Origin of the sequence: Enterovirga sp. CN4-39, from assembly GCF_049446235.1 — a bacterium.
In the GTDB taxonomy this organism is placed as follows: domain Bacteria; phylum Pseudomonadota; class Alphaproteobacteria; order Rhizobiales; family Beijerinckiaceae; genus Enterovirga.
In genome coordinates this window covers 17,097-38,686 of sequence record NZ_JBMSEF010000022.1, presented here as the reverse complement: position 1 = coordinate 38,686, position 21,590 = coordinate 17,097, and the positions used below count along the sequence as shown (strand labels likewise).

Genomic DNA, 21,590 nt, shown 5'->3' with positions numbered 1-21,590 from the left:
CCGAGCACCTTCGGTCCTGGGGGCGCGAGATGGCCACCGTCACGACCTTCGATCTGAACGGCTCCGGCGCCGGGCTCAACGAGAGCAGGAGCTACCAGGAGGGGGCATCCGCCATTCTCCTCGCGCCGAGCGCGACGCTGAGCGCGAGCGGCAATTTCAACGGCCAGGCGCTGCGCTTGTCCGGACTGCTTCCGGAGGCGCTGATCGGCTTCGGCAGCGGCGTGAGCCTCTCGGGCACGAGCGTCCGGGTCGGCGGCGTCACGGTCGGCTCGGTCTCAGGCGGCAGCAACGGCGCCGACCTCGTGATCGCGTTCAACAGCAACGCGACGGCGGCCCGGGTGCAGACCGTGCTGCGGAACCTCACCTATTCCGATCTGAGCGACACGCCGGCGACGAGCCAGACGATCACGGTCGATCTCGCCGGCACCGTGCGGACGGACGCCGTCTCGGTCACGCCCGTGAACGACCGGCCGGTGCTGGACCTGAACGGAAGCGCCTCGGGAACGGGCGCCTCCGCAACGTTCATCGAGAACCGCTCCACCCTCGTGGCGCCGGCCGCGACGCTGACCGATCCCGATACGACCAGCCTTGGTTCGCTCACGGCGACGCTCCTGTCCCGCCCGGACGGCAATGCGCTCGAGCGGCTGAGCCTCGACGCCGCCGCCGCGAGCGCCGCGACAGCTGCCGGGCTCGCCGTCTCCTACGCCGCGAGCACCGGCGTGCTGAGCATCGCGGGCAGCGCGTCTGCCGCGACGTACCAAGCGATCCTCCGCGGCATCGTCTACGAGAACGGGAGCGACCAGCCGTCCACCGCGGCGCGAACGGTCCGCGTGGTGGCGAGCGACGGGACGGAGGCGAGCCTCTCGCGCGATGCGAGCCTGTCCATCACGCGCGTCAACGACGCCCCGAGCATGGACCTGAATGGCGCCGCTGCAGGCACGGGCGCCGCGCTCTCCTACCAGACCGGCGGCGCCCTCGCGAAGATCGCCCCGGCTGCCCTCGTCGCGGACATCGACTCCGCGAATTTCGGCGGGGGATCGCTTCGCGTCGGCTTCACGGAGAACGGCTCGGCCGGAGACCAACTCCGCATCGTCACGGACACGACCGTGACGCTCTCGAGCGGGACCGTCCGCGTCGGTGGGACGAGCATCGGGACGGTATCCGGCGGGACGAACGGCGCGGACCTTGTCGTCAGCCTGAACACGAGCGCCACGCCCGCGAACGTCCAGACGCTGCTCCAGCATATCGGCTTTGCGACCGGAACCGGCAGCCCAACATCGCCCCGCCAGATCACCTTCACGCTCAATGACGGCGACGGCACCGCAAATGGCGGCCAGGCGATCGCGAGCGCGCTCGCTTCGGTCCAACTCACGGCCGGCCAGGGCAACGTCGCCCCGACACTCACGGGCGATCTCCAGGCGACCATCGCGAACGGGACGACCTACCAGTTCACGACCAGCGACTTCTTCTACACCGACCCGGATGACGGCCCGGCCGGCATCACCTTCGGGGTGAGCAACCTCGATAACGGCTTCGTGCTGCGCAACGGCTCGGCGGTTTCGAGCTTCACGGCCGAGCAGCTTGCGGCCGGCCAGATCTCATACTGGCATGACGGGACGGAGCCCGTCGGCAGCTTCCGGATCTTCGTCGAGGACGGGAACGAAGACGGCTCTGCGCCGGTGGCGCAGACCTTCGTGTTCAACGTGACGACCGGACAGGTGAACACGCCACCGAGCCTCACGGGCGACCTGCGGGCGACCGTTTCCAGCGGCGGCAGCTACGTGCTGACGACCGCCGATCTCTTCTATTCCGACCCGGACGACAGCGCGACCGGCGTGTCCTTCGCGGTTTCGGCAGTCGCGGGCGGCAGCCTCCTGGTGGCGGGGGCGTCCGCCGCGAGCTTCACACCGCAGCAGCTCTCGAGCGGGCAGGTCTCGTTCCGCCACGACGGTTCATCCATTGCCCCGTCGTTCTCCGTCTCCGTCGAGGACGGGAACGAGGACGGCTCCGCGCCGGTCGCGCGCAGCTTTGCACTCACGGTGGCGGGTGCGGGCGGCAACGTGGCGCCCACCCTGACCGGCGACCTTCAGGCCAACATCGCCGATGGCGGCACCTACCAGTTCACGACGAGCGACTTCTTCTACACCGACCCCGACGACGGGCCTGCCGGCATCACCTTCGAGGTGGACGACATCAACAACGGCGACATCTTCCTGAACGGCTCGCGCGTCTTCACCTTCACGGCTGCGCAATTCGCCTCGGGCCAGCTCACCTATCGGCACGATGGCTCCGAGCCGGTCGGCGGCTTCACGATCTTTGTCGAGGACGGCAACGAGGATGGCTCCGCCCCCATCGTGCGCAACTTCGTGTTCAACGTCGGAGGCGCCCCGTCCAACACCCCGCCGAGCCTCACGGGCGACCTGAGGGCAACCGTCTCCAGCGGCGGCACTTACGTGCTGACGAGCGCGGACCTCTTCTATTCCGACCCGGACGACAGCGCGACAGGCGTGTCCTTCAGGGTCTCGGCCGCCGTTGGCGGGAGCGTGCTGGTGGCGGGGGCTTCGGCCACGACCTTCACGCCGCAGCAGCTTTCGAACGGGCAGGTCTCCTTCCGCCATGACGGCTCGTCGGCAGCCCCGTCGTTCTCCGTCTCGGTCGAGGACGGCAACGAGGATGGCTCCACGCCCGTGGCGCAGAGCTTCCTTTTCACGGTAGGCGGCGGGAGCGGCGGGAGCGCGCTCGACCTGTCGGGCGCCGCCCGCGGCGTCAGGGCCGATCTCGGGAGCGGGAACTGGTCGCTCTCGACGAAGGTGATGGCGCTCGGCGACTCGATCACGAACGGCGACGCGCCTCCCGGCCAGGACGAGCACGGCTATCGCGGCTTCTTCTACGAGAACGTGGTCCGGGAGGGGCGCCTGATCGATCTCGTGGGGCCGAACAGCAATGGCCAGGTGCCCGATCCCCAGCATGCGGGCTATCCGGGGGAGACCGGGGACGACATCCAGGCCCTCCTTCCGGGCCTGCTCGCGACCTACACGCCGAGTGCCATCCTCCTCATGGCCGGCACCAACGACATCTTCTACAAGAGCAACCCGCAGGACGCGGTGCGGGCCGAGATCGTCGGCATGCTCGACCACGTCGCGCAGGCGAGCCCGTCGACGCATGTCTACGTGTCGACCCTGCTGCCTCTCGCGGGATACGCCACGCAGGTCGCCAACGTGAACGCCGCCATCCGAAGCGTCGTGGCGGATGCCGCGGCTCGCGGCCAGGACGTGAGCCTCGTCGAGATGCCGAGCGTCGCGCTGTCCGATCTCTGGGACGGCATCCACCCGAACGATGTCGGCTATCGGAAGATGGCCGGGCACTGGGCTTCCACCTTCCTGGCCGATCCGCCCCTCTCCGAGGCGGTGACCTCCATCGATCCCGCCGCGACCGGCATCACCGGGAGCGCGTTCAACGACCTCCTGATCGGGGACGGCCGCGCGAACCGGATCAGCGGGGGCGCCGGGGTCGACTGGATCAGGGGGGAGGGCGGCGACGACCTCCTGACCGGCGGTGCCGGGCGCGATGTCTTCAGCTTCGGGCCCGGCTTCGGCCAGGACACGATCACGGATTTCACGCGCGGCGAGGATGTTCTCGACTTCCGTTCGCTCGCCCTGAACGTCGGCGACTTCGCCACCTGGCGCCAGACACATATCGCGAGTTCGGGAGCCGATGCCGTGGTCACGGTCGAGCCGGGTCACTCCGTGACGCTCACGGGCGTGACGGCCTCGATGCTCCAGGCGAGCGACTTCCTGTTCCTCTAGCCCGCCCCTCAGCCTCCCGTGGCGGATTGCGTGATCTGGTCCGCGTGGAGGCGTCGCTCGCGGACGAAGATGAACAATCCGGCCCCGACGATGATCACGGTTCCGAGCATGGTCAGGGGCCCGATCACCTCGCCGAAGAAGACGTAACCGAAGATCAGCCCCCAGACGATCAGCGTGTACTGGAAGGGCACCACCACGGATGCCGGCGCGAGCCGGAGCGATTGGTTGACGCAGAGATTGCCGCCGAGCGAGCCGATGCCGAGGAGGAGCATCAGCGCAAGGTCCACCGGTCCCGGTTGAACCCAGCCCTGGAAGAGCACCAGGGCACCGCCGAACACGAGCGCCGCCAGAAGCTGGGCGGTCATCAGCACCGTCCCGGACGTGCCGGCGAGCTTGCGGGTGGTGACGAGGAACAGGGCGTAGCTGAAGCTGCCGGTCAGAGCGCAGATCGTCCCGATCGAGATCGTCTCCGGCGAGGGATGCAGGGCCAGGACCACGCCCACGAAGCCGACCGCGACGGCCGTCCATCGGCGCCAGCCGACCCGCTCGCCGAGGAGGAAGGGCGAGAGGGCGGTCACGTAGATCGGGCCCGCCATGTAATAGGCGATGACTTCCGCGAGCGGGAGTTCGGCGACCGCCCAGAAGAAGAGCGCGGTCTCCATCGTCGAGAAGAGAATGCGGAGCAGCTGCAGGCGCGGGCGGGGTACCCGGACGAAGCTGCTGCGCTCGGTCCGGGCGATGAACGGCGCCATGGCGCACAGGCCTGAGATGCTGCGCACCAGGAGCAGTTGCCCGACCGCATAGGTCCCGACCAGCCACTTTCCGAGCGTGTCGTTCACGGCGAACAGCAATACGCCGAGGAGCATCATGGCGATGCCGGCAGCGGCTCCTGTCCGCCCGCTGCTCGCGCGCAGGATCGTGGTCACGGAGGTCCCAATCAGGTCTGGCGGATTCGGCCGAGGGCGAAAGGAGATGCCGGGACTACCGGGACCACCGCCGTCTGGAAAGCGGAATGAGCGGGGTGCGGTATACTCGGCAGCCGGGAAGCCGCGCGGCGGGCGGCGCGACCGCCGAGGGTGACCGGCAGCGTTCCGGGACCTACAATTCCGCCGGGCAGCCGGGAGGCAGGTCTCGCGTGCTTGCCCCGACCGGGGAGATCGGCGTGCATCTGCTTCCTCGTGGCCGCCTCGGGCGGCTCAGTTCGCGCAGAGCCGAGACAGCCATTCGGGCAAGGACGCAGACGGCCTATCTCGGCAACGGCGTCAGCCTGGCTCGCATCCTCGGCAGGCCGAAGATCTTCCTTCCGACGGACGATGTCGGGCTGAGCAGCCACCTTCTGCTGGACGGATACTGGGAGATCTGGCTCACGCTCTTCATGTCTCGCTGGCTGCGTCCGGGCATGAGCTTCATCGATGCGGGCGCAAATGTCGGATACTTCAGTCTCCTGGCCGCCCAGGCCGTCGGGCCGACCGGCTCTGTCATCGCCGTGGAGCCCAACCCGGCCCTTGCGGCGCTGCTTCGCAGGAGCTTCGCGCTGAACGGCCATTCGTCTCGCGCGAAAGTCATCGAATCCGCGCTGAGCGACCGGCCGGAGGGCCACATGAACTTCCTGGTTCCTCAAGGAGACCCGAAGAACGGCCGGGTGGTCGGCGAGGAGCTTCGCGGCAACCGGGACGTCATCGAGGTGCCGATCACGACTGCGGACGCGATATGTGAAGGTCTGGATCGGGTCGATCTGATCAAGATCGACGTCGAAGGCGCCGAGGGAGAGGTCATCGCCGGAATGTCGGACGTCCTGGCTCGGTTCAAGCCCGCCGTCATCCTCGAATTCAACGCATTGCGGCTGCGGGACCCGGCCCGCGCGCTCGACCAGATGCTGGCCGTCTACGGCTCGGTGCGCGAGCTCCGCAAGGACAGTACGCTGGGCGAGATCACAAGAGCGTCCGTGCTGTCCCCTCCCGACGAGGAGGACCTCATCCTCTTCTTCGGCGAGGATCGAGGGGCCGGGATATTGCCGCGCGACACGGCCGATCAGATGGTCAGGCTGGTCAAGCCGCTCTATCGCTGGGCCAATTCATTCCGGTCGCCCCGTTCGGGAGCATTCCACTAGCGACGGAGGTGGGAGAGCGATCGGAACAGGCGGGCGATCTGCCCGGCTGGCTCTTTCACTCCTTCGGAAGGAGCGGTGAATCCCCTAGGAGCGGCCTTGGGGATGGATGGTTTCGCCCCGCCTCAGCATCTCGACGAAGGCCGCGATCCGGCGGCGGCGGCCTGCTTCGGTCTTCAGCGCTTCCGTGCGTAGGATCAGCGCGAAGCGGTTCTGGGCGGAAAGTCGGCCGAACATCGCCTTCGCGGCGGGATCCGAATCGATCGCCGCCTGGAGATCGGCCGGCACCTCCGCGCCCTTGATCCGATAGGCGCGCGCCCAGCGCCCGTCGGCCTTCGCGGCCTCCACGTGGCGGAGCCCGTGTTCGGTCATCCGGCCTTCGCCGATCAGCCGCTCGACGATCGCCACGTTGACCTGGGACCAGGAACTGCGGGCACCTCGCGGCGTGTAGCGCTGGAGGAAGCTCGCCGCGTCGAGGCTCTTCCGGATCGCGTCGATCCAGCCCCAGCGGAGGCATGTCTCGACCGCCTCGGCGGGCGTGATCGTGGCGCGTCCCGAGCCCTTCTTGTGGATCTTGATCCAGAGCTCGGGCTCCCTCGCGTGATGCGCGGTGAGCCAGGTCTCGAACGCGGCCGCATCCGCGAATTCGCGGATCCGCGTCGGCTCCACATGGACGGGCGCCATCCGGTTGCTCAGCCGTGCCTCATCCAGCCCATGGGCAGGAGCCGCTCCTGCGGCAGGAACCGCGACTTGTATTCCATCTTGCGCGATCCCTGCACCCAATAGCCGAGATACAGGTAGGGCAGGCCGAGCGCCCGCGCCCGGGCGATGTGGTCGAGGATGACGAAGGTTCCGACGCTGCGCTTCGACAGGGCGGGATCGAAGAAGGAATAGACCATCGAGAGGCCGTCGGGCAGGAAGTCCGTCAGGCAGACGGCGGCGAGCGGCTCGGTCCCGCCCGCCGGGCTCGCCATCCGGTATTCGATGATCCCGGTCTCGACGTGGCTGTCCTCCACCATCATGGCGTAGTCCAGCACCGTCATGTCCACCATGCCGCCCTCGCCGTGCCGCGCGTCGAGGTAGCGGCGGAAGAGGGCATATTGCTCCGCCGTCGGCTGGTTGGGCGTCGGCGCGCCGACGAGGTCCGCGTTGAGCTTGGCGACGCGGCGCATGTTCTCGGAGGGCGCGAACTCGTCCACGATCACCCGAACCGACACGCAGGCGCGGCAACCCTCGCAGGCGGGCCGATACGCGATCGTCTGCGAGCGCCTGAACCCGCCCTGGGTCAGGATGTCGTTGATCTCCCGCGCACGCTTCCCGACGATGTGGGTGAAGACCTTCCGCTCGCGCTGCCCGGGCAGATACGGGCAGGCCGATGGCGCGGTGAGGTAGAATTGCGGCGCGTCGCGGGGATGGGACGTCACGTCTGATCAGGCACCGGGCTTCACGGACCTGATCATCATCCCGGAGCACCCTTCGCGGCAAGCCGGTCGGTGCCGCACCCCGTCCGTTTCCTGTCCCGAATCAGCGGGCGTTGTTGAACAGCGAGCGGTTCGGCTGGACCGGAACGGCCGCCTGCTCGATCGCGGCCGCCGCATCGGCCTGGCGCTGCATCCGCTCGCTCCGGTTCCGGAGCGCGAGGCGGGCGTTCCGCCGCTTGGCCTCGTAATAGTAGCCGCGGGCGTAATGCTGCACGGCGCGGTCGAAGCTGCCGTCGGACAGGCGGTAGGCGCCGGCGAGGTACTTCACCGCGTAGGTGAGGTTGGTCTCGGCGTCGAGCAGGCCGGAGGCCGGGCCGTCATAGCCCATGCCGCGCGCCGTCGCGTGCTTGATCTGCATGAGGCCCATCGCGCCGCCGCGCCCGATCGCGCGGGGGTTGTACCGGCTCTCGCGCACGACCACCCGATGCACGAGGGCGGCGGGCACGTTGTTGATTCTGGCGTGGTGGGCGATCCGCTGGTCCAGGAAGTCGCGGCCGGTGCGGATCATCGGCTCCTCCGCGGGGGCCGCGGGCGCCTGCTGGGGGAAGCCTCCGAACAGCGCCCCGAAGAGCGAGCGGGGCTGCTCGGGCTGCGCCGGGGGCGCGGGCTGCGGGTCGTGGAGGGCAGCGTTCTGGACGGCCGCGCCGTCCGTCGCCAGCGCGGCGGGGCGTTCGGGCGGCAGCACGGCCGTCACGGCCAGTGTGGGTGCGGGCGCTGGCGCCTCCGCCACCTCGGGACGGGCCGGCGGCACCGGCCCCGTCTGGGTTTCGCTCGCGGCGGCCGCTTCCTCGGACGGCGCGGGCTCGGCCGGGGCCGGCACATCGGTCGGGAAGGAGGGCCGGAGCGGCGGGAGGGTGGCGATCGACGCCACCTGCACGGGAGCGGGCGTCGGAGCAGGGGCGGCAGCGGCCGCCGGGGCAGGGGCAGGAGGCTGGGCCGGTGCGGCCTGGAACTGAGCCGGAAGGGGAGCCGCCGTCCCGGCGAGGACGGGCGGGCCGGATACCTCCGGGGCCGCCTCGACGATGGCGGCGACGCCGTCGATCTCCTCCGCGGGACGGGAGGGCGGCAGCACCGCGATCTTGCGGGGCGCGCGCCTTACCTTGGGGGCGGCCGGGACCGGGCCGCTCTCCGCAACCGCGGAGGAGGCGTCGATGTCTTCGGCCTGGGCCGGGCTGGACAGCGCGAGGCCGGCAGCCGCGCAACCGATGAGGGCGTAACGAACCATTCACTCACCTTAAGGCGTGCGCTGCCACACGTCAGGGCAGAATCGGGCCGGAAAGGGGCGAGATGGCGGGCACACTCCGGATGCCCCTGGGGATAAGAGTGCATTTACTTTGCGGCGTGGCCGATTTGCCACGCGAGCTTCGTCACCTTGTGGACAGAATCAGGCGGCGAACAGGTCGGGCCGGCGCAGCCGCAGGGTCTGCACCAGGATCAGCGTCTTGGAATCGTCCAACGTGCCGGCATCCGCCATCCGGGCGAGCTCGGCGAGCGGCAGCTCGGTGGCCTCGATCTGCTCGTGCTCCTCGGCCAGCCCGCCGCCCTCGCCCTCGATATCGGCCTGCCTGTATTCCGCGAGGAACAGGTGCATGCGCTCGGTCGAGAGGCCGGGCATCGACCAGACGGTCGAGACCTTCTCCAGCCCGCGCAGGCGCAGCCCGACCTCCTCGGCCACCTCGCGCCGCGCATCCTCCTCCGGGTCGGCTCCGTCGAGGAGGCCGGCCGGGCATTCCAGCAGGTCCTGCTGCCCGGATGCGTGCAGGACGGGCGTGCGGAGCTGACGGCCCAGCATCGCGACGCGCCGACCAGGATCGTAGGGCAGCACGGCCACCGCGTCCCCGTGCGACTCGACCTCGCGGCGGATCTCGTCGCCCCGCGGCGTCTGCACACGCGCGACGTAGAGGCTCGACCAGCCCTGGTGACGCGGCTGGAGGGCGAGAATGGAATAGGGCATCCGGCTAGCCTTGCTGACGCCCGCTCCTGCTCCGTGCCAGGTCTTCCTGCAAGAGCTCGGTATTGGCCGCGAAGGCGGCCATCGCCCCTTCGGCGGCGGCCACGATGGCGAACTTGACCCGCCGGGAGGCGTCGCCCGGGACGAACAGGCCGGGCACGTTGGTCTTCTCGCAGCTGCGGGTATCGACTGCGCCCTTGTCGCTCATCTCGCAGCCGAGTTGCTCGACGAGCGGCGACTGCCGGCATTCCTGGAAGGCGTAGAACAGGGCCGTCCGCTCGATCGTCCGGCCGCTGGCGAAGTGGATCCGGGAGAGGCCCTCGCCCTCCGGATCGCCGTCGAGCGCCGCGATCGGCTCCTCGATGATCTCGATGCCCCGCTCGGCGAGATCGCGCCGGTCCTTCTCGGGCACCTGACCTTTCCCGTTGGTCACGGCGACAACATTCTGCGTCCAGACCGTCAGCTCGAGCGCCATCCCGCGGACCTCCTCCCCGAGCCCGAAGGCCGCCACCGGCTGGTCCCGGTGCTCCCAGCCGTCGCAATAGGGGCAGGGATAGACCCCCCGGCCGAAGAATTCGCGGAAGCCGGGGACGTCGGGGACGTCGTTCATCAGCCCGGGTGCGAGGATGAACTTGCGGCCGCGGATGCGCTCGCCGCCTCGGAGCAGGATTTCGAAGCCGCCCTCCGCGCGCCCCGCCTCGGTGACCTCGCCGTCCCGGAATTCCACGCTCGGATATTCGGCGATCTCCGCTCGCGCGAGGTCGCGGAGCTGGCCCGGCTCCATGCCGTCCCGCGTGAGGAACCCGCTGACCCAGCGCGAACGGGCGTTGCGCGGCGCGCCGGCATCCACGACCAGGACCGACCGGCGGCAGCGCCCGAGAAAGAGGGCGGCGTTCAGCCCTGCCGGGCCGCCGCCCACGATCACCACATCATACAAAATGCATCACCCCGAACTGAGCCGTGCCGGCTCCCCGCCGGAAACAAGCGGCGGCAGCGGCGTCCGTTCCCGGGCGAGGGGCGTTCGCCGGCGCTGATCGGGCGCCGGGCCGTCACACCACCGTGAAATGCTTCAGGTCCGAACGCGGTTCGGGGAATTGCGGGTCCATGTCTTCGAGCGTGCGCCGCACGATGGCCGCGATGGCCGCGTTCCGGGCCCATTTCTTGTCGGCCGGAATGACGTACCAGGGCGCGATCTTCGTCGAGCAGCGCGCGAGCACGCGCTCGTAGGCCTGCATGTAGTCCTGCCAGAGGCTCCGGTCCTCGAGGTCGCCCGGATCGAACTTCCAGTGCTTGTTCGGGTCCTCCAGCCGTGCCCGCAGCCGCTCCGCCTGTTCCTCCTTCGAGATGTGAAGCATGAACTTCAACACCTTGGTGGAGCTCGCGATCATGTCCTCGAAGGCATTGATCTGGTCGTAGCGGTGCTCGATCACCGCGGCGGGCGCGAGCTTCCGGACGCGGCCGACCAGCACGTCCTCGTATTGCGAGCGGTTGAAGATGCCGATCGTGCCGCGCCGCGGGCAGGCCTTGTGGACGCGCCACAGGAAGTCATGGGCGAGCTCTTCCTCCGTCGGCCGGTTGAAGGCCGTGACCGTGACACCGAGCGGGCTCGTCGCCTGGAACACGGCGCGGATCGTCCCGTCCTTGCCGCTCGTGTCCATGCCCTGGAGGATGATCAGGAGGGCGTGCTGCCGCTCGGCATAGAGGCGATCCTGGAGGTGATCGATCGCGACCGCGTCCTCGAGGAGGCGCGCCTTCGCCTCCTCCTTGTTCCCGACATGCTTGGTCTCGCGCGGGTCGAAGTGGCTGAGATCGACCTTGCGGCCGGGCTCCACCACGAGAAGTTTCCTGAGGTCACCCATCGCGAGCCGAATTCTCCGTTGCCGTCACAGCCGAGCATGCCGGCAACGCGGATAGCGCCGTTTTGGCTGCGCGCCCCGGGCGGCTTTTCCCATCGACGGAAAGGGAAGGCTGCCCGTCGTGCCCCGCGCTTCCGGCATGGCGCCCATGATCGGACCGGCTTGCCTCCAGGGCCGCGCCGCGCTTCTGCGGACGAGGCAAGGCCGAGTGTCGGGAATTCCGTGGCTGAGATCAAGAATCGGCGGGCATGGTCGCGCTGACGGCGCTCGCATCGGCCGGATGCTACGCGCTCGCGCTGGTGCTGGCGCAGATCGGCCTGCGCGGCCAGGCGGTGCTGGCCGGCGCCACGGTTAGCCTGCCCACCACGGCCATCGTGCTGGGGCTGATCGGCCTCGTGCAGCTCGACACGGCGGGCTTCGACGCCCGCGCGGCGGCGATCTTCGCCGGAACGGGCCTCTTCTTTCCGGTGGCCGTGACGCTGCTCTCGTTCCAGGGCAACCGGCTGCTGGGGCCCAATCTCGCCGGCGCGCTCGGCAATGCGACCCCGCTCTTCGCGGTCGCGTTCGGGATCCTGATCCTCGGCGATCACCTCACCCTGCAGGGGGCGTTCGGGCTCGCCAGCATCCTTGCCGGGGTGGCGCTCCTCTCCGTTCCGGGCCGGCTCGAGACACGGCGCTGGACCCTCGCGGCCCTCGCCATACCGCTCGTCGCGGCCGTGATCCGGGGCACCGTCCAGCCGGTGATGAAGCTCGGCCTCGGCTTCTGGCCGCAGCCGCTCGCCGCGACCGTCATCAGCTACGCGGCTTCCGCTTCCGTCATGGTCGCGATCTCGGTGGCCCTCGGCCGCGGCCGCCCGCTTCTCCCCGCGCCTCGCGCCATGCCGGTCTTCGCGATCGTGGGGCTGCTGAACGGCGCCTCGGTGCTTCTGCTCTATTCCGCGCTCAGCATGGGGCGCGTCAGCCTGGTTGCCCCGCTCGTCGCGATCTACCCGCTCTTCACGCTCGCCTTCAGCGCCGTGCTGCTGCGGGGCGAGGTGCTCCATCCGCGCCTCCTCGTCGGAATCGGCGCGACGGTGGCGGGCGTGATCCTTCTGCTCGCGAAGGGCTGAGCCCGCTCACGTTTCCGGGAGCCCGGGTGGCGTCGGGGCGTTGCCCACACTAGCAAGCGCCGAACCCTGACCGCTCGCCTTGGCCAATTACGCCGTCGTCGTACCGCCCCTGCTCGGCCATCTGAACCCGATGGCGGCGCTCGCGCGCGAACTCGTCTCCCGCGGCAACCGGGTCACGTTCCTGCACATGCCGGACGCGGCGGCGCTGGTCGCCGAACGAGGCTTCGATTTCCGACCCGTCGGCTCCGGCTCGCATCCGCCCGGCACCCTTGCGCAGGTGCTGCGCCGGATGGCGAGGATCCGCTTCCCGTTCGGGCTCGGCGGCGTCATCCGGGACGTCGCGGCCGCGACTGACATGCTGTGCCGCGAACTGCCCGGCGCTCTGCGGGAGATCGGGGCGGACATCCTGGTCTGCGACCAGACGGAGGCGGCCGGCGGGCTCATCGCGCGGCATCTCGGGATGCCGTACGTCTCGGTCGCGAACGCATTGCCGCTGAACCGCGAGCCGGGAGTGCCGCCTCCCTTCACGTCCTGGCGCTACGACCCGTCTCGCTGGGGCCGGGAGCGCAATCTCGGCGGCTACCGCGTCAGCGACCTCCTGATGCGCCGGCTCCGCGCCGTGATCGAGGCGCGGGCCGCCGAGTGGAAGCTCGGGCCGCTGCGCAGCATCGAGGATTGCGCCTCTCCCTTCGCGCAGATCAGCCAGCTCGTGGCCGGCCTCGACTTTCCCCGGAGCGAGCTGCCGGAGAGCTTCCACTATGTCGGCCCCCTGCGCGGCGGGGAGCCGGTTCCCGCCGATTTCACGATGCCGTCCGGCGACGGCCGCCCGCTGGCCTATGCGTCGCTCGGCACGCTCCAGGGCAGCCGGGTCCGGCTGTTCCGGCGCATTGCGGAAGCCGGAAGCCGTGCAGGCCTGCAGCTGGTGCTGGCGCATGGCGGCGGCCTCACGCCCGATCAGGTCCGCGGGCTGCCCGATCGTCCGGCGGCCTTCGCCTTCGTGCCGCAGCCGGAGGTGCTGCGCGAGGCGCGGCTCGCGATCCTCAATGGCGGGCTGAACACCGTCCTGGACGCGCTCGCCGCGGGTGTGCCGCTCGTCGTCGTCCCGATCGCCTTCGAGCAGGGTGCGATCGCGGCACGGGTCGAGCGCGCGGGCGCGGGGAGGGCAGTGTCGCGCCGCTTCCTCTCCGCGGACCGGCTCGCCCGCGTCGCTCGATCGGTGCTCGAGGAGCCTTCATACGCCGCGGCCGCAAGGCGGCTGCGGGCGGAAATCTCGGCCGCGGGCGGCGTGAGGCTCGCCGCCGATATCGTCGAGGCGGTCGCCGCGAGGGGCGGGCCGGTCACGCGGGAGGAGGCGAGCCGCCTTCAGGGCCGGGCGGTCAGGCCGGGATGCGCCGCGTGAGCCGGCCGGAACAGGATTGGGACCTGATCCTGGTGGGCGGCGGGCTGGCGAACGGCCTGATCGCCTACCGGCTCAGGCAGGTCAGGCCCGAACTTCGGGTGCTCGTCCTCGAAGCCGCCGGCCGGCTCGGCGGCAACCATACCTGGTCCTTCCACGAGACGGACCTCTCGCGCGAGGCGGCGGAGTGGGTCGACCCTTTCGTGGTCCACCGCTGGCCCGCCTACGACGTCGCCTTTCCCGAGCGCCGGCGGCGCGTTGCAATCGGCTATCGGTCCGCCACCTCGGAGCGCTTCCACGACGTGCTGTCGGCAGCACTCGGCGGGGCGATCCGTTTCGGGGTCAGGGCCCGCGAGGTCGGGCCGACCTCCGTGGCTCTCGACGACGGTGAGCACCTCCGGGCGGCGGCCGTGATCGACGGGCGCGGCGCCATGGCCACACCGCATCTGAGCTTCGCCTGGCAGAAATTCCTCGGCCTGGAGCTGCGCTTCGCGCGGCCGCACGGGCTCGACGTGCCGATCCTGATGGACGCGACGGTCGCGCAGGAGGACGGCTACCGCTTCGTCTACGTGCTGCCCTTCGGACCCGACACCGCCCTCGTCGAGGACACCTATTACGCGGACGGCCCGGAGCTCGACGATGCCGCCCTGCGGGCGCGGCTGCTCGCCTATGTGACCGGGAAAGGCTTTTCCGTCGCCGAGGTGCTGCGCGAGGAGCGCGGGATCCTGCCGATCACGCTGGATGGCGACATCGAGGCCTTCTGGGAGGGGCCGGAGCTGCCGCGCTCGGGGCTGCGTGCGGGGCTCTTCCATCCGACGACCGGCTATTCGCTGCCCGATGCGGTGCGCCTCGCCGACAGGATCGCGGGCCTTGCGGATCTCTCCGCGCCCGCGCTCTTCGCCGCCACCCGCGCCGCCTCGCAGGAGCAGTGGCGGCGCCAGAGCTTCTTTCGCCTCCTGAACCGGATGCTGTTCAGGGCCGGCCCACCCGACGAGCGATACCGAATGCTGCAACGCTTCTACGGACTGCCCGAGCCGACGATCGGCCGGTTCTATGCCGGGCGGCTGACGGGAGCCGACAAGGCGCGCCTCTTCGTGGGCCGCCCGCCGGTCCCGGTCCTCGGCGCTGCGCGCGTCGCCCTCAACCTCGCGGGCCCGGCGCGATGAACGGAGCTCGTCCGAAAGCCGCCGTGGTCGGGGCCGGGTTCGGCGGGATCGCGCTCGCGATCCGGCTGCAGGCCGGCGGCTACGACGTGACCCTGCTGGAGAAGCGGGACAAGCCGGGCGGCCGGGCCTACGTCTACGAGGACGAGGGCTTCACCTTCGATGCCGGGCCGACCGTGATCACCGATCCCTCGGCCCTGGAGGAGCTGTTCGAGACGGCCGGCCGCAAGCTCTCCGATTATGTCGAGCTGCTTCCGGTCAGCCCCTTCTACCGGCTGGAATGGGAGAGCGGCTACAGTTTCGACTACGTGAACGACCAGGCCGAGCTCGACCGGCAGATCGCGGCCAAGAGCCCCGCGGATGTCGAGGGCTACCGGCGCTTCCTCGACTATTCCAAGGCTGTGTTCGACGAGGGCTATCTCAAGCTCGGCGCGGTGCCGTTCCTGCATTTCTCCGATATGGTCCGCGTGGCGCCGCAGCTCGCGCGGCTGCAGGCGTGGCGCAGCGTCTACTCGATCGTGTCCCGCTTCATCCGGGACGAGGAGCTGCGGCAGGCCTTCTCCTTCCACTCCCTCCTGGTCGGCGGAAATCCCTTCGCGACCTCGTCCATCTACGCGCTGATCCATGCGCTGGAGCGCCGCTGGGGCGTGTGGTTCCCGCGCGGCGGCACCGGCGCCCTGATCCGGGGCATGGTCCGCCTGTTCGAGGATCTCGGCGGGACCGTCCGGCTGAATGCCGAGGTTGCCGGCATCGAGCTGGGCGAGGGGAGGGCGAAGGCGGTCGCCACCAAGGACGGCTGGCGCGGCGAGTTCGACGCGGTCGCCTCCAATGCCGACGTCGTGCACACCTATCGCGCGCTCCTCGGCGGCAGCGAGCATGGCCGGAGCTTCGCCCGCAAGCTGGCCGCGAAGCGCTCCTCCATGTCGCTCTTCGTGATCTATTTCGGGCTCCGGCGACACCGGCCGGAACTGCAGCACCACACCGTCCTCTTCGGGCCGCGCTATCGCGGGCTGATCGACGACATCTTCAACCGCGAGACGCTGGCCGACGATTTCTCGCTCTACCTCCATTCGCCCTGCGCCACGGATCCCTCGCTCGCTCCGCCCGGTGCGGGGGCGTTCTACGTGCTGGCGCCCGTGCCGCATCTCGGCACGGCGCCGATCGACTGGGAGCGCATGGCGCCGATCTACCGCGACCGCATCCTCGACTACCTGGAGGCCCGGTGCATTCCCGGCCTGCGCGAGGACCTCGTCACCGTCCGGACCTTCACGCCCTACGATTTCCGCGACGAGCTGAACGCACATCTCGGCTCGGCTTTTTCGCTGGAGCCGATCCTGACCCAGAGCGCCTGGTTCCGGCCGCACAATCGGGACGACGTGATCCCGAACCTCTACATCGTCGGGGCCGGCACCCATCCGGGCGCGGGCGTGCCGGGCGTCGTCGGCTCGGCCAAGGCGACCGCCGGGCTGATGCTCTCCGATGCGGGGCTGGTGCGCGGATGAGCGAGGATCTCGTCAGGGCGGCGACCGAGACCATCGCCCGGGGCTCGAAGAGCTTCGCGGCAGCCTCCAGGCTGTTCGGCCGCGAGACCCGCGAGGGCGCGGTCATGCTCTACGCCTGGTGCCGGCATTGCGACGATGTCGTCGACGAACAGGAACTCGGCTTCGCGCGGGGCGATGGCGAGGTCGCCGCGAGTTCGGCGCGAGATCGTCTCTCCCAACTGGAGGCCAGGACGAGGTCGGCCCTGGCCGGCGAGGCGCAGGCGGAGCCCGCCTTCGCGGCCCTGCAGGCGGTCGCGCGGCGCCATGCGATTCCGGAGCGGCTGCCGCTGCAGCACCTCGCCGGCTTCCGGATGGATATCGAGGGTCGCCGCTACGAGACGATCGGGGACACGCTGGACTACGCCTACCATGTCGCCGGTGTCGTGGGCGTGATGATGGCGCATGTCATGGGCGTGCGTGACCCCGCCGTGCTCGACCGCGCCTCCGACCTGGGGCTCGCCTTCCAGCTCACCAACATCGCCCGCGACATCGTCGAGGATGCCGGGATCGGCCGGGTCTATGTGCCCGAGGCCTGGCTCCGCGAGGCGGGAATCCCTCCGGAGGAGGTGGCGGAGCCCCGGCATCGCCCGGCCCTGGCCGGCGTCGCGTCGCGGCTCGTGGAAGCGGCGGAGCCCTATTACGCTTCCGCCCGCATCGGGATCGCAGCGCTGCCGCCCCGGTCCGCCTGGGCCATCGCGACCGCGCACGGCGTCTACCGCCAGATCGGGATCGAGGTTCGCCGCCGCGGCGCCGCCGCCTGGGACGAGCGGGTCTCCACCTCCAAGCTGCAGAAGCTGCGTCACGTGGGAACGGGCGGCCTCGAGGCCCTGCTCACCCGCGTTCCGCGTCCCTCGGCCCAGCCCCGCCGCGGCCTCTATCGGCGCCCGGCCTGAACCCTGACCGAGGGAAGGCGCCACCACGGCACGTGCGGCATGTCATGGTGCTCGTGGTGGTAGCCGAAATGGAAGCAGGTCAGCAGCGACAGGAGCGGATGGAAATCGTTGCTGCGCGCATTGTGCCCGTCCCCGAACGCCTCGTCCTCGTGCCGATGCGGCAGGTAGGTGCCGAAATAGAAGAGCTGCACCGAGGACAGGATCGCCGGGACGCCCCAGAGCACGAGGGCGTTCACGGGATCGGCCCGGAGCACGAGGAGATAGGTGGCGAGAAGCAGCGCCAGGATGCCGAATTCCCGCCAGCCGAAATAGCGGCGGAAGAACGCCACGTACCAGGGCCAGAACCGGCGCGGCTCGTCGGCGTGGAAATCGGGGTCGTCCGGCGTGCCGGAATGGCGGTGATGGGCGAAGTGCTTCCCGATCAGCCGGTCGTAGGAGAAGCCCGCATAGAGGGCGAGGCAGAGCCGGCCGACGGCCCGGTTGAGGCCCGGCCGGTACGGGGCGAGCGAGCCGTGCATGCAGTCATGCGCGACGATGAAGAGCCCGACATTCAGCCAGCACTGGACGGCGATCAGGAGCGGGGCCACCGCGATGCCGAGCGGCGTCCAGCGGTGGAAGAACACCGCATAGACATGGCAGGTGAGCCAGGCGCAGATCAGCCCCGCCGCCAGGGCGAGGCCGATCGCGGCCTGGTTGGCGACCGTGCGCGGCCTGGTGCCGGTGAGCGCGGCGCTCATGTCTCCGCATCCCGGGAAAGCGGAGCGCCACCGCGCCGAAGATCCTCCTTCAGGCGCCTGACCGGCGGAGCGTAGAGAAACCCGAAGGACACGCAGCCATCCCGGCCGTCCACGGCATGGTGCAGCCGGTGCGCCTGGACGAGCCGCTTCAGGTAGCCGTTGCGCGGCACGTAGCGGAACGGCCAGCGCTGATGCACCAGCCCATCGTGCACGACGAAGTAGAGGAAGCCGTAGACGGTCATCCCGATCCCGACCCAATAGAGCGGGCCGCGGCCGGGTGAGAAGACGATCAGCAGCAGCGCCAGCCCAGCAAAGATGACAGCGTAGAGGTCGTTCTTCTCGAGCACTTCGTCATGCTCGACATGGTGCGAGCGGTGCCAGCCCCAGCCCGGGCCGTGCATGACGTATTTGTGGATCGCCCAGGCGACAGCCTCCATCACGAGGACCGTCGAGACCAGGATCGTTGTGTTCAGAAGCATCGGCGCTCTCTGCTGTTGCGCCTTGAGCTAGGCCTGGACCTGGGCCTGGATCGTCGCTGCGTGGCCGGCGTGCTGGCCGGCCTTGTCCGCGAAGATCGCTCCGAGAAACATGGCGAGTTCGCCTTCCGGGCGCAATGCGGCCCGCGCCTGGGTCAGGTGGCGGTTCAGATGATCGCGCGCGCTCTGCCGGCCCATGAAGGACAGGATGGTGACCTTGTCCCCGTCCTCGCCCAGCCCGTCCGAGCCACCCTCGCCGTCATCCAGGTCGTCCAGGATCTGGAAGGCCTGGCCGAGATCGGTGGCGAAGCCGCGAAGCTCCGCCATGCGGGCATCGCTCGCCTCGGCGACCACGCCGGCCATCTCTACGGCGGCGACGAAGAGCGCCCCCGTCTTGCGGTGGTTTGCATCGCTCACGCTGTCCATGGCGCTGAAGGTGCCGCCGGCGCGGAGATCCCGGTACTGGCCGCCCGCGAGCCCTTCGGACCCGATCGCCCGTGACAGGATGGCGACCAGCTTGGTCCGCTGCTCCGCTGTCAGGCCGGGGGCGGAGGACGCCGTGGAGAAAGCCCGGCTGAGGAGCGTGATGGCGGCCAGCATGGCGACGTCTTCGCCGAAGGCGCGGTGCGTCGCGGGCTCGCCCCGGCGCAAGGGAGCGTCGTCCATGCAGGGAAGATCGTCGAGGATGAGTGACGCCGCGTGGACCATCTCCAGCGCGCAGCCCGGATCTAGCGCCCGCAGGTCGTCGCGGCCGAGTTCCCAGGATGCCAGCACCGCGAGCGCGGGCCGGATACGCTTGCCCGGGCTCAGCACGGCGTAGCGGATCGCCTGTTCGAGCGTGGTGTCGCCGGCCACACGGGGAAACAGCGCATTCAGGCGCCTGTCGATGGCCGCGCGGAGCACGCGCATGTCCTTCCTTGAGCAACGCCGCGCCGTCGTCGCGGCGATCGCTGCCGCGCTCGGTTTAGAACCCAACGTCTCTCCTCCCGGGACCAAAGATCGACCGCACTTCGCCGCCTCGAACGGTGGGCACCGGCTCGCCAGCTGGCAAGGCAACCCTCGAAAACGTGAACGGGTGGCGCCGGGGCTGGTCGATGATATGCCGGTGGCGGACGAACCGGGGGCACGCCAAACCTTCCGGCATCGGGGGTCGGCATGCCGGCAGTGAGAAGCGGCCAAGCGCGGCAGGGCGGATGCGAAAGGCGAACGAGGTCGATTTCTGGCGGGGGCTCGCCCTCGTCACGATCTTCATCAACCACATCCCGGGCTTCAGCTTCGAGCAGCTGACGCACCGGAATCTCGGGCTCTCGGACTCGGCCGAGCTCTTCGTCTTCCTGGCGGGCTGGTCGCTCCGGCGCCTTGCGGACAATGTCAGCGAGAATCTCGGCCTCGGGCGGCTCGTCCTGCGGCTCGGGGCGCGCGCCGTGACGCTCTACGCAGCGCAGATCCTCATCACGATGATCGCGATCGCCATGATCGCCAGTGCGGCGCTCATCCTCGAGAATCCGCTGCTGCTCGAGTGGCACAATGCGGCGGCGGTCTTCCAGGATCCCGTTCCGGCCCATGTGGGGCTCGTGCTGCTGAGCCACCAGCTCGGCTTCTTCGACATCCTCCCGCTCTACGTGACGCTGATGCTCGGCTCGCCCGTGCTGGCGGTCATCCATTACGTGCGGCCTGGCCTCGTCCTCCCGCTGTCGCTGCTCCTCTATGCGGGCGCGCTCGCCTTCGAGATCAACTTCCCGACCTGGCCGGTGGAAGGGAGCTGGTACTTCAACCCGCTCGCCTGGCAGCTCGTCTTCGTCCTCGGCTTCGTTCTCGCCGGGCGCGCCACGCCGGCCCGCATCCTCGTGCGGCGGCATCGTCTGGCGGTCCGGATCGTCGCCGGCCTCGTGCTCGCGGTCTGCCTCGTCGTGGTGAAGACGGGCTGGGCGCCCGACCCCACGCGGGTGCCGTGGCCGCCATTGTTCTTCGTGTTCGACAAGACCTACGACACGCCGGCCCGGCTGATCCACTTCCTGGCGCTCGTCGCGGCCTTCGGCGGCAGCTTCCCCCTTATCATCCGCTATGCGCCGCCGCTCGGGCGGTTCCTGTCGATGCTGGGCCGGAACTCGCTCAACGTGTTCTGCGTCGGCTCGCTCCTCAGCATCGCGGGCCAGATTCTGCGTTTCGCCTTTGGCAGTGATATGATCGTCGAGGTCCCCATCCTATTGATCGGGATCGCTATTCTGGGGTTCACGGCATGGCTGTCGGAGTTGCGCGCACGGCTTCAGGAGCGAAGTTCGCCCTTGCCGCCGCCTGCGCACAGCTGATCCTGCTGATCCCGAGCGCGGCCGGCGCGCAGACGGCCGACGCACCGCCTCCCCAGCTCAGCCGCCTGTGCGAGGCGCCGAGCGCCGACATCTCGACCTCCGCCCCGCTGCCGCGCACGGTGGAGAAGCTGCGGAGCCGGGGCGAGTTGCGGGTCCTGGCGATGGGCACCTCCGCCGTCGGAGGCGGGACGGGGGCGCCCAAGAACTACCAGGCGAAGATCGAGGCCATCCTCGAGAAGGCCTTCAAGGGCGTGAACGTCGTGATGGTGAACCGCGGCGTGTCAGGCGAGGTCGCCTCGCTCACGGCAGAGCGCCTGAAGCTGCTGGTGGCCCTCGAGAAGCCGGACGTGGTGCTCTGGCAGGTCGGCACGAACGATGCGCTGGCCCGGGTGCCCGCGGAAGAATTCGAGCAATCCGTGCGGGAGGCGGTCGGCTGGCTCAAGCAGCACGGCGTCGACGTGATCCTGGTCGGGCTCCAGTACAACCCGAAGCTCGCGGCGGACGAGAACTATGCCGCCATCCGGGGCGCCTTGAGGAATGCGGCCGCTGCCGAGAACGTGCCGCTCGTCCGGCGCTACGCGGCCATGGAGCTGATCGAGCGGAGCCGGAGGGGCGAGATCGATCCGATCGACATGACGGACCTGAACGACCTCGGCTATCGCTGCATGGCGGAGCACATCGCCCGCGCCATGGTGGTCAGCGCCTTTCCCAAGGCGGTCCTTGCTCCTGCGCCGCAGCCCTCGGCCGCCAAGTAGCGTTCCGCCG

At 69.7% G+C, this 21,590-nt stretch carries 20 protein-coding genes; 10 read left to right on the top strand and 10 right to left on the bottom strand.

Annotated elements, in window-relative coordinates:
* Window positions 1–29 precede the first annotated feature (29 nt).
* On the top strand, window positions 30–3,806 hold the full coding sequence (locus tag ACO2SS_RS24860; protein WP_423280546.1) for a cadherin-like domain-containing protein: 3,777 nt from the start codon (window positions 30–32) through the stop codon (window positions 3,804–3,806).
* Between the two features lie 8 nt (window positions 3,807–3,814).
* Here ACO2SS_RS24860 and ACO2SS_RS24855 read toward each other — a convergent pair whose 3' ends face one another.
* Window positions 3,815–4,732, bottom strand: coding sequence for a DMT family transporter (locus ACO2SS_RS24855; RefSeq protein WP_423280545.1), 918 nt, complete (start codon window positions 4,730–4,732; stop codon window positions 3,815–3,817).
* A gap of 86 nt (window positions 4,733–4,818) precedes the next feature.
* Here ACO2SS_RS24855 and ACO2SS_RS24850 point away from each other — a divergent pair, with 86 nt between their 5' ends.
* On the top strand, window positions 4,819–5,916 hold the full coding sequence (locus ACO2SS_RS24850; RefSeq protein WP_423280544.1) for an FkbM family methyltransferase: 1,098 nt from the start codon (window positions 4,819–4,821) through the stop codon (window positions 5,914–5,916).
* Window positions 5,917–6,000: 84 nt separating this feature from the next.
* Here ACO2SS_RS24850 and ACO2SS_RS24845 read toward each other — a convergent pair whose 3' ends face one another.
* The 6 genes from ACO2SS_RS24845 to ACO2SS_RS24820 all read right to left on the bottom strand — a co-directional run bounded on the left by ACO2SS_RS24845 (window position 6,001) and on the right by ACO2SS_RS24820 (window position 11,204).
* Complete coding sequence (locus ACO2SS_RS24845) at window positions 6,001–6,597, bottom strand: YdeI/OmpD-associated family protein (RefSeq protein ID WP_423280543.1); 597 nt, start codon at window positions 6,595–6,597, stop codon at window positions 6,001–6,003.
* Between the two features lie 8 nt (window positions 6,598–6,605).
* Window positions 6,606–7,337, bottom strand: a complete 732-nt coding sequence (locus ACO2SS_RS24840) for an arginyltransferase (RefSeq protein ID WP_423280542.1) — start codon at window positions 7,335–7,337, stop codon at window positions 6,606–6,608.
* A 100-nt stretch (window positions 7,338–7,437) separates the two neighbouring features.
* Window positions 7,438–8,619 carry a transglycosylase SLT domain-containing protein gene (locus tag ACO2SS_RS24835; protein ID WP_423280541.1) on the bottom strand — a complete coding sequence of 394 codons (1,182 nt, stop codon included), beginning with the start codon at window positions 8,617–8,619 and terminating at the stop codon, window positions 7,438–7,440.
* 159 nt (window positions 8,620–8,778) lie between these two features.
* A complete protein-coding gene (locus ACO2SS_RS24830) occupies window positions 8,779–9,348 on the bottom strand; it encodes an NUDIX domain-containing protein (RefSeq protein WP_423280539.1) in 570 nt (189 codons plus the stop codon).
* Between the two features lie 4 nt (window positions 9,349–9,352).
* The gene (locus ACO2SS_RS24825) at window positions 9,353–10,273 is read right to left on the bottom strand and encodes an NAD(P)/FAD-dependent oxidoreductase (RefSeq protein ID WP_423280580.1); all 921 of its coding nucleotides are present in this window, start codon (window positions 10,271–10,273) and stop codon (window positions 9,353–9,355) included.
* 121 nt (window positions 10,274–10,394) lie between these two features.
* Window positions 10,395–11,204: a polyphosphate kinase 2 family protein gene (locus tag ACO2SS_RS24820; protein ID WP_423280538.1), complete on the bottom strand. Its 810-nt coding sequence runs from the start codon at window positions 11,202–11,204 to the stop codon at window positions 10,395–10,397.
* Window positions 11,205–11,449: 245 nt separating this feature from the next.
* On the opposite strand from ACO2SS_RS24820, the gene ACO2SS_RS24815 reads away from it, so the two are divergent.
* The 5 genes from ACO2SS_RS24815 to ACO2SS_RS24795 all read left to right on the top strand — a co-directional run bounded on the left by ACO2SS_RS24815 (window position 11,450) and on the right by ACO2SS_RS24795 (window position 17,303).
* A complete protein-coding gene (locus ACO2SS_RS24815; RefSeq protein ID WP_423280537.1) occupies window positions 11,450–12,310 on the top strand; it encodes an EamA family transporter in 861 nt (286 codons plus the stop codon).
* A 79-nt stretch (window positions 12,311–12,389) separates the two neighbouring features.
* Window positions 12,390–13,709 (top strand): glycosyltransferase, encoded by a 1,320-nt coding sequence (locus ACO2SS_RS24810; protein ID WP_423280536.1) that lies wholly within the window; start codon window positions 12,390–12,392, stop codon window positions 13,707–13,709.
* On the top strand, window positions 13,697–14,872 hold the full coding sequence (gene crtY, locus ACO2SS_RS24805; protein WP_423280535.1) for a lycopene beta-cyclase CrtY: 1,176 nt from the start codon (window positions 13,697–13,699) through the stop codon (window positions 14,870–14,872). The genes ACO2SS_RS24810 and crtY overlap by 13 nt, the downstream gene beginning before the upstream one ends.
* A complete protein-coding gene (locus ACO2SS_RS24800) occupies window positions 14,869–16,371 on the top strand; it encodes a phytoene desaturase (protein WP_423280534.1) in 1,503 nt (500 codons plus the stop codon). Before crtY ends, ACO2SS_RS24800 begins: the two co-directional genes overlap by 4 nt.
* On the top strand, window positions 16,368–17,303 hold the full coding sequence (locus ACO2SS_RS24795) for a phytoene/squalene synthase family protein (protein WP_423280533.1): 936 nt from the start codon (window positions 16,368–16,370) through the stop codon (window positions 17,301–17,303). The genes ACO2SS_RS24800 and ACO2SS_RS24795 overlap by 4 nt, the downstream gene beginning before the upstream one ends.
* Here the strand turns inward: ACO2SS_RS24795 and ACO2SS_RS24790 are convergent.
* The 3 genes from ACO2SS_RS24790 to ACO2SS_RS24780 are packed head-to-tail and all read right to left on the bottom strand — an operon-like array spanning window position 17,285 to window position 19,425.
* Window positions 17,285–18,040: a fatty acid desaturase gene (locus ACO2SS_RS24790; protein WP_423280532.1), complete on the bottom strand. Its 756-nt coding sequence runs from the start codon at window positions 18,038–18,040 to the stop codon at window positions 17,285–17,287. The two genes, ACO2SS_RS24795 and ACO2SS_RS24790, sit on opposite strands and share 19 nt — an antisense overlap.
* Entirely contained in the window at window positions 18,037–18,519 is a 483-nt protein-coding gene (locus tag ACO2SS_RS24785; RefSeq protein ID WP_423280531.1) for a sterol desaturase family protein, read from the bottom strand. The genes ACO2SS_RS24790 and ACO2SS_RS24785 overlap by 4 nt, the downstream gene beginning before the upstream one ends.
* A gap of 27 nt (window positions 18,520–18,546) precedes the next feature.
* Window positions 18,547–19,425 (bottom strand): polyprenyl synthetase family protein, encoded by an 879-nt coding sequence (locus ACO2SS_RS24780; protein WP_423280530.1) that lies wholly within the window; start codon window positions 19,423–19,425, stop codon window positions 18,547–18,549.
* On the opposite strand from ACO2SS_RS24780, the gene ACO2SS_RS24775 reads away from it, so the two are divergent.
* From ACO2SS_RS24775 to ACO2SS_RS24765, 3 genes are read left to right on the top strand one after another with little or no spacing between them, the layout of a single operon-like run.
* The gene (locus tag ACO2SS_RS24775; RefSeq protein WP_423280529.1) at window positions 19,424–19,684 is read left to right on the top strand and encodes a hypothetical protein; all 261 of its coding nucleotides are present in this window, start codon (window positions 19,424–19,426) and stop codon (window positions 19,682–19,684) included. The genes ACO2SS_RS24780 and ACO2SS_RS24775 overlap by 2 nt on opposite strands.
* Window positions 19,685–19,709: 25 nt before the next feature.
* A complete protein-coding gene (locus ACO2SS_RS24770; RefSeq protein WP_423280528.1) occupies window positions 19,710–20,825 on the top strand; it encodes an OpgC family protein in 1,116 nt (371 codons plus the stop codon).
* Window positions 20,756–21,580, top strand: coding sequence for an SGNH/GDSL hydrolase family protein (locus ACO2SS_RS24765; protein ID WP_423280527.1), 825 nt, complete (start codon window positions 20,756–20,758; stop codon window positions 21,578–21,580). Before ACO2SS_RS24770 ends, ACO2SS_RS24765 begins: the two co-directional genes overlap by 70 nt.
* Window positions 21,581–21,590 lie beyond the last annotated feature (10 nt).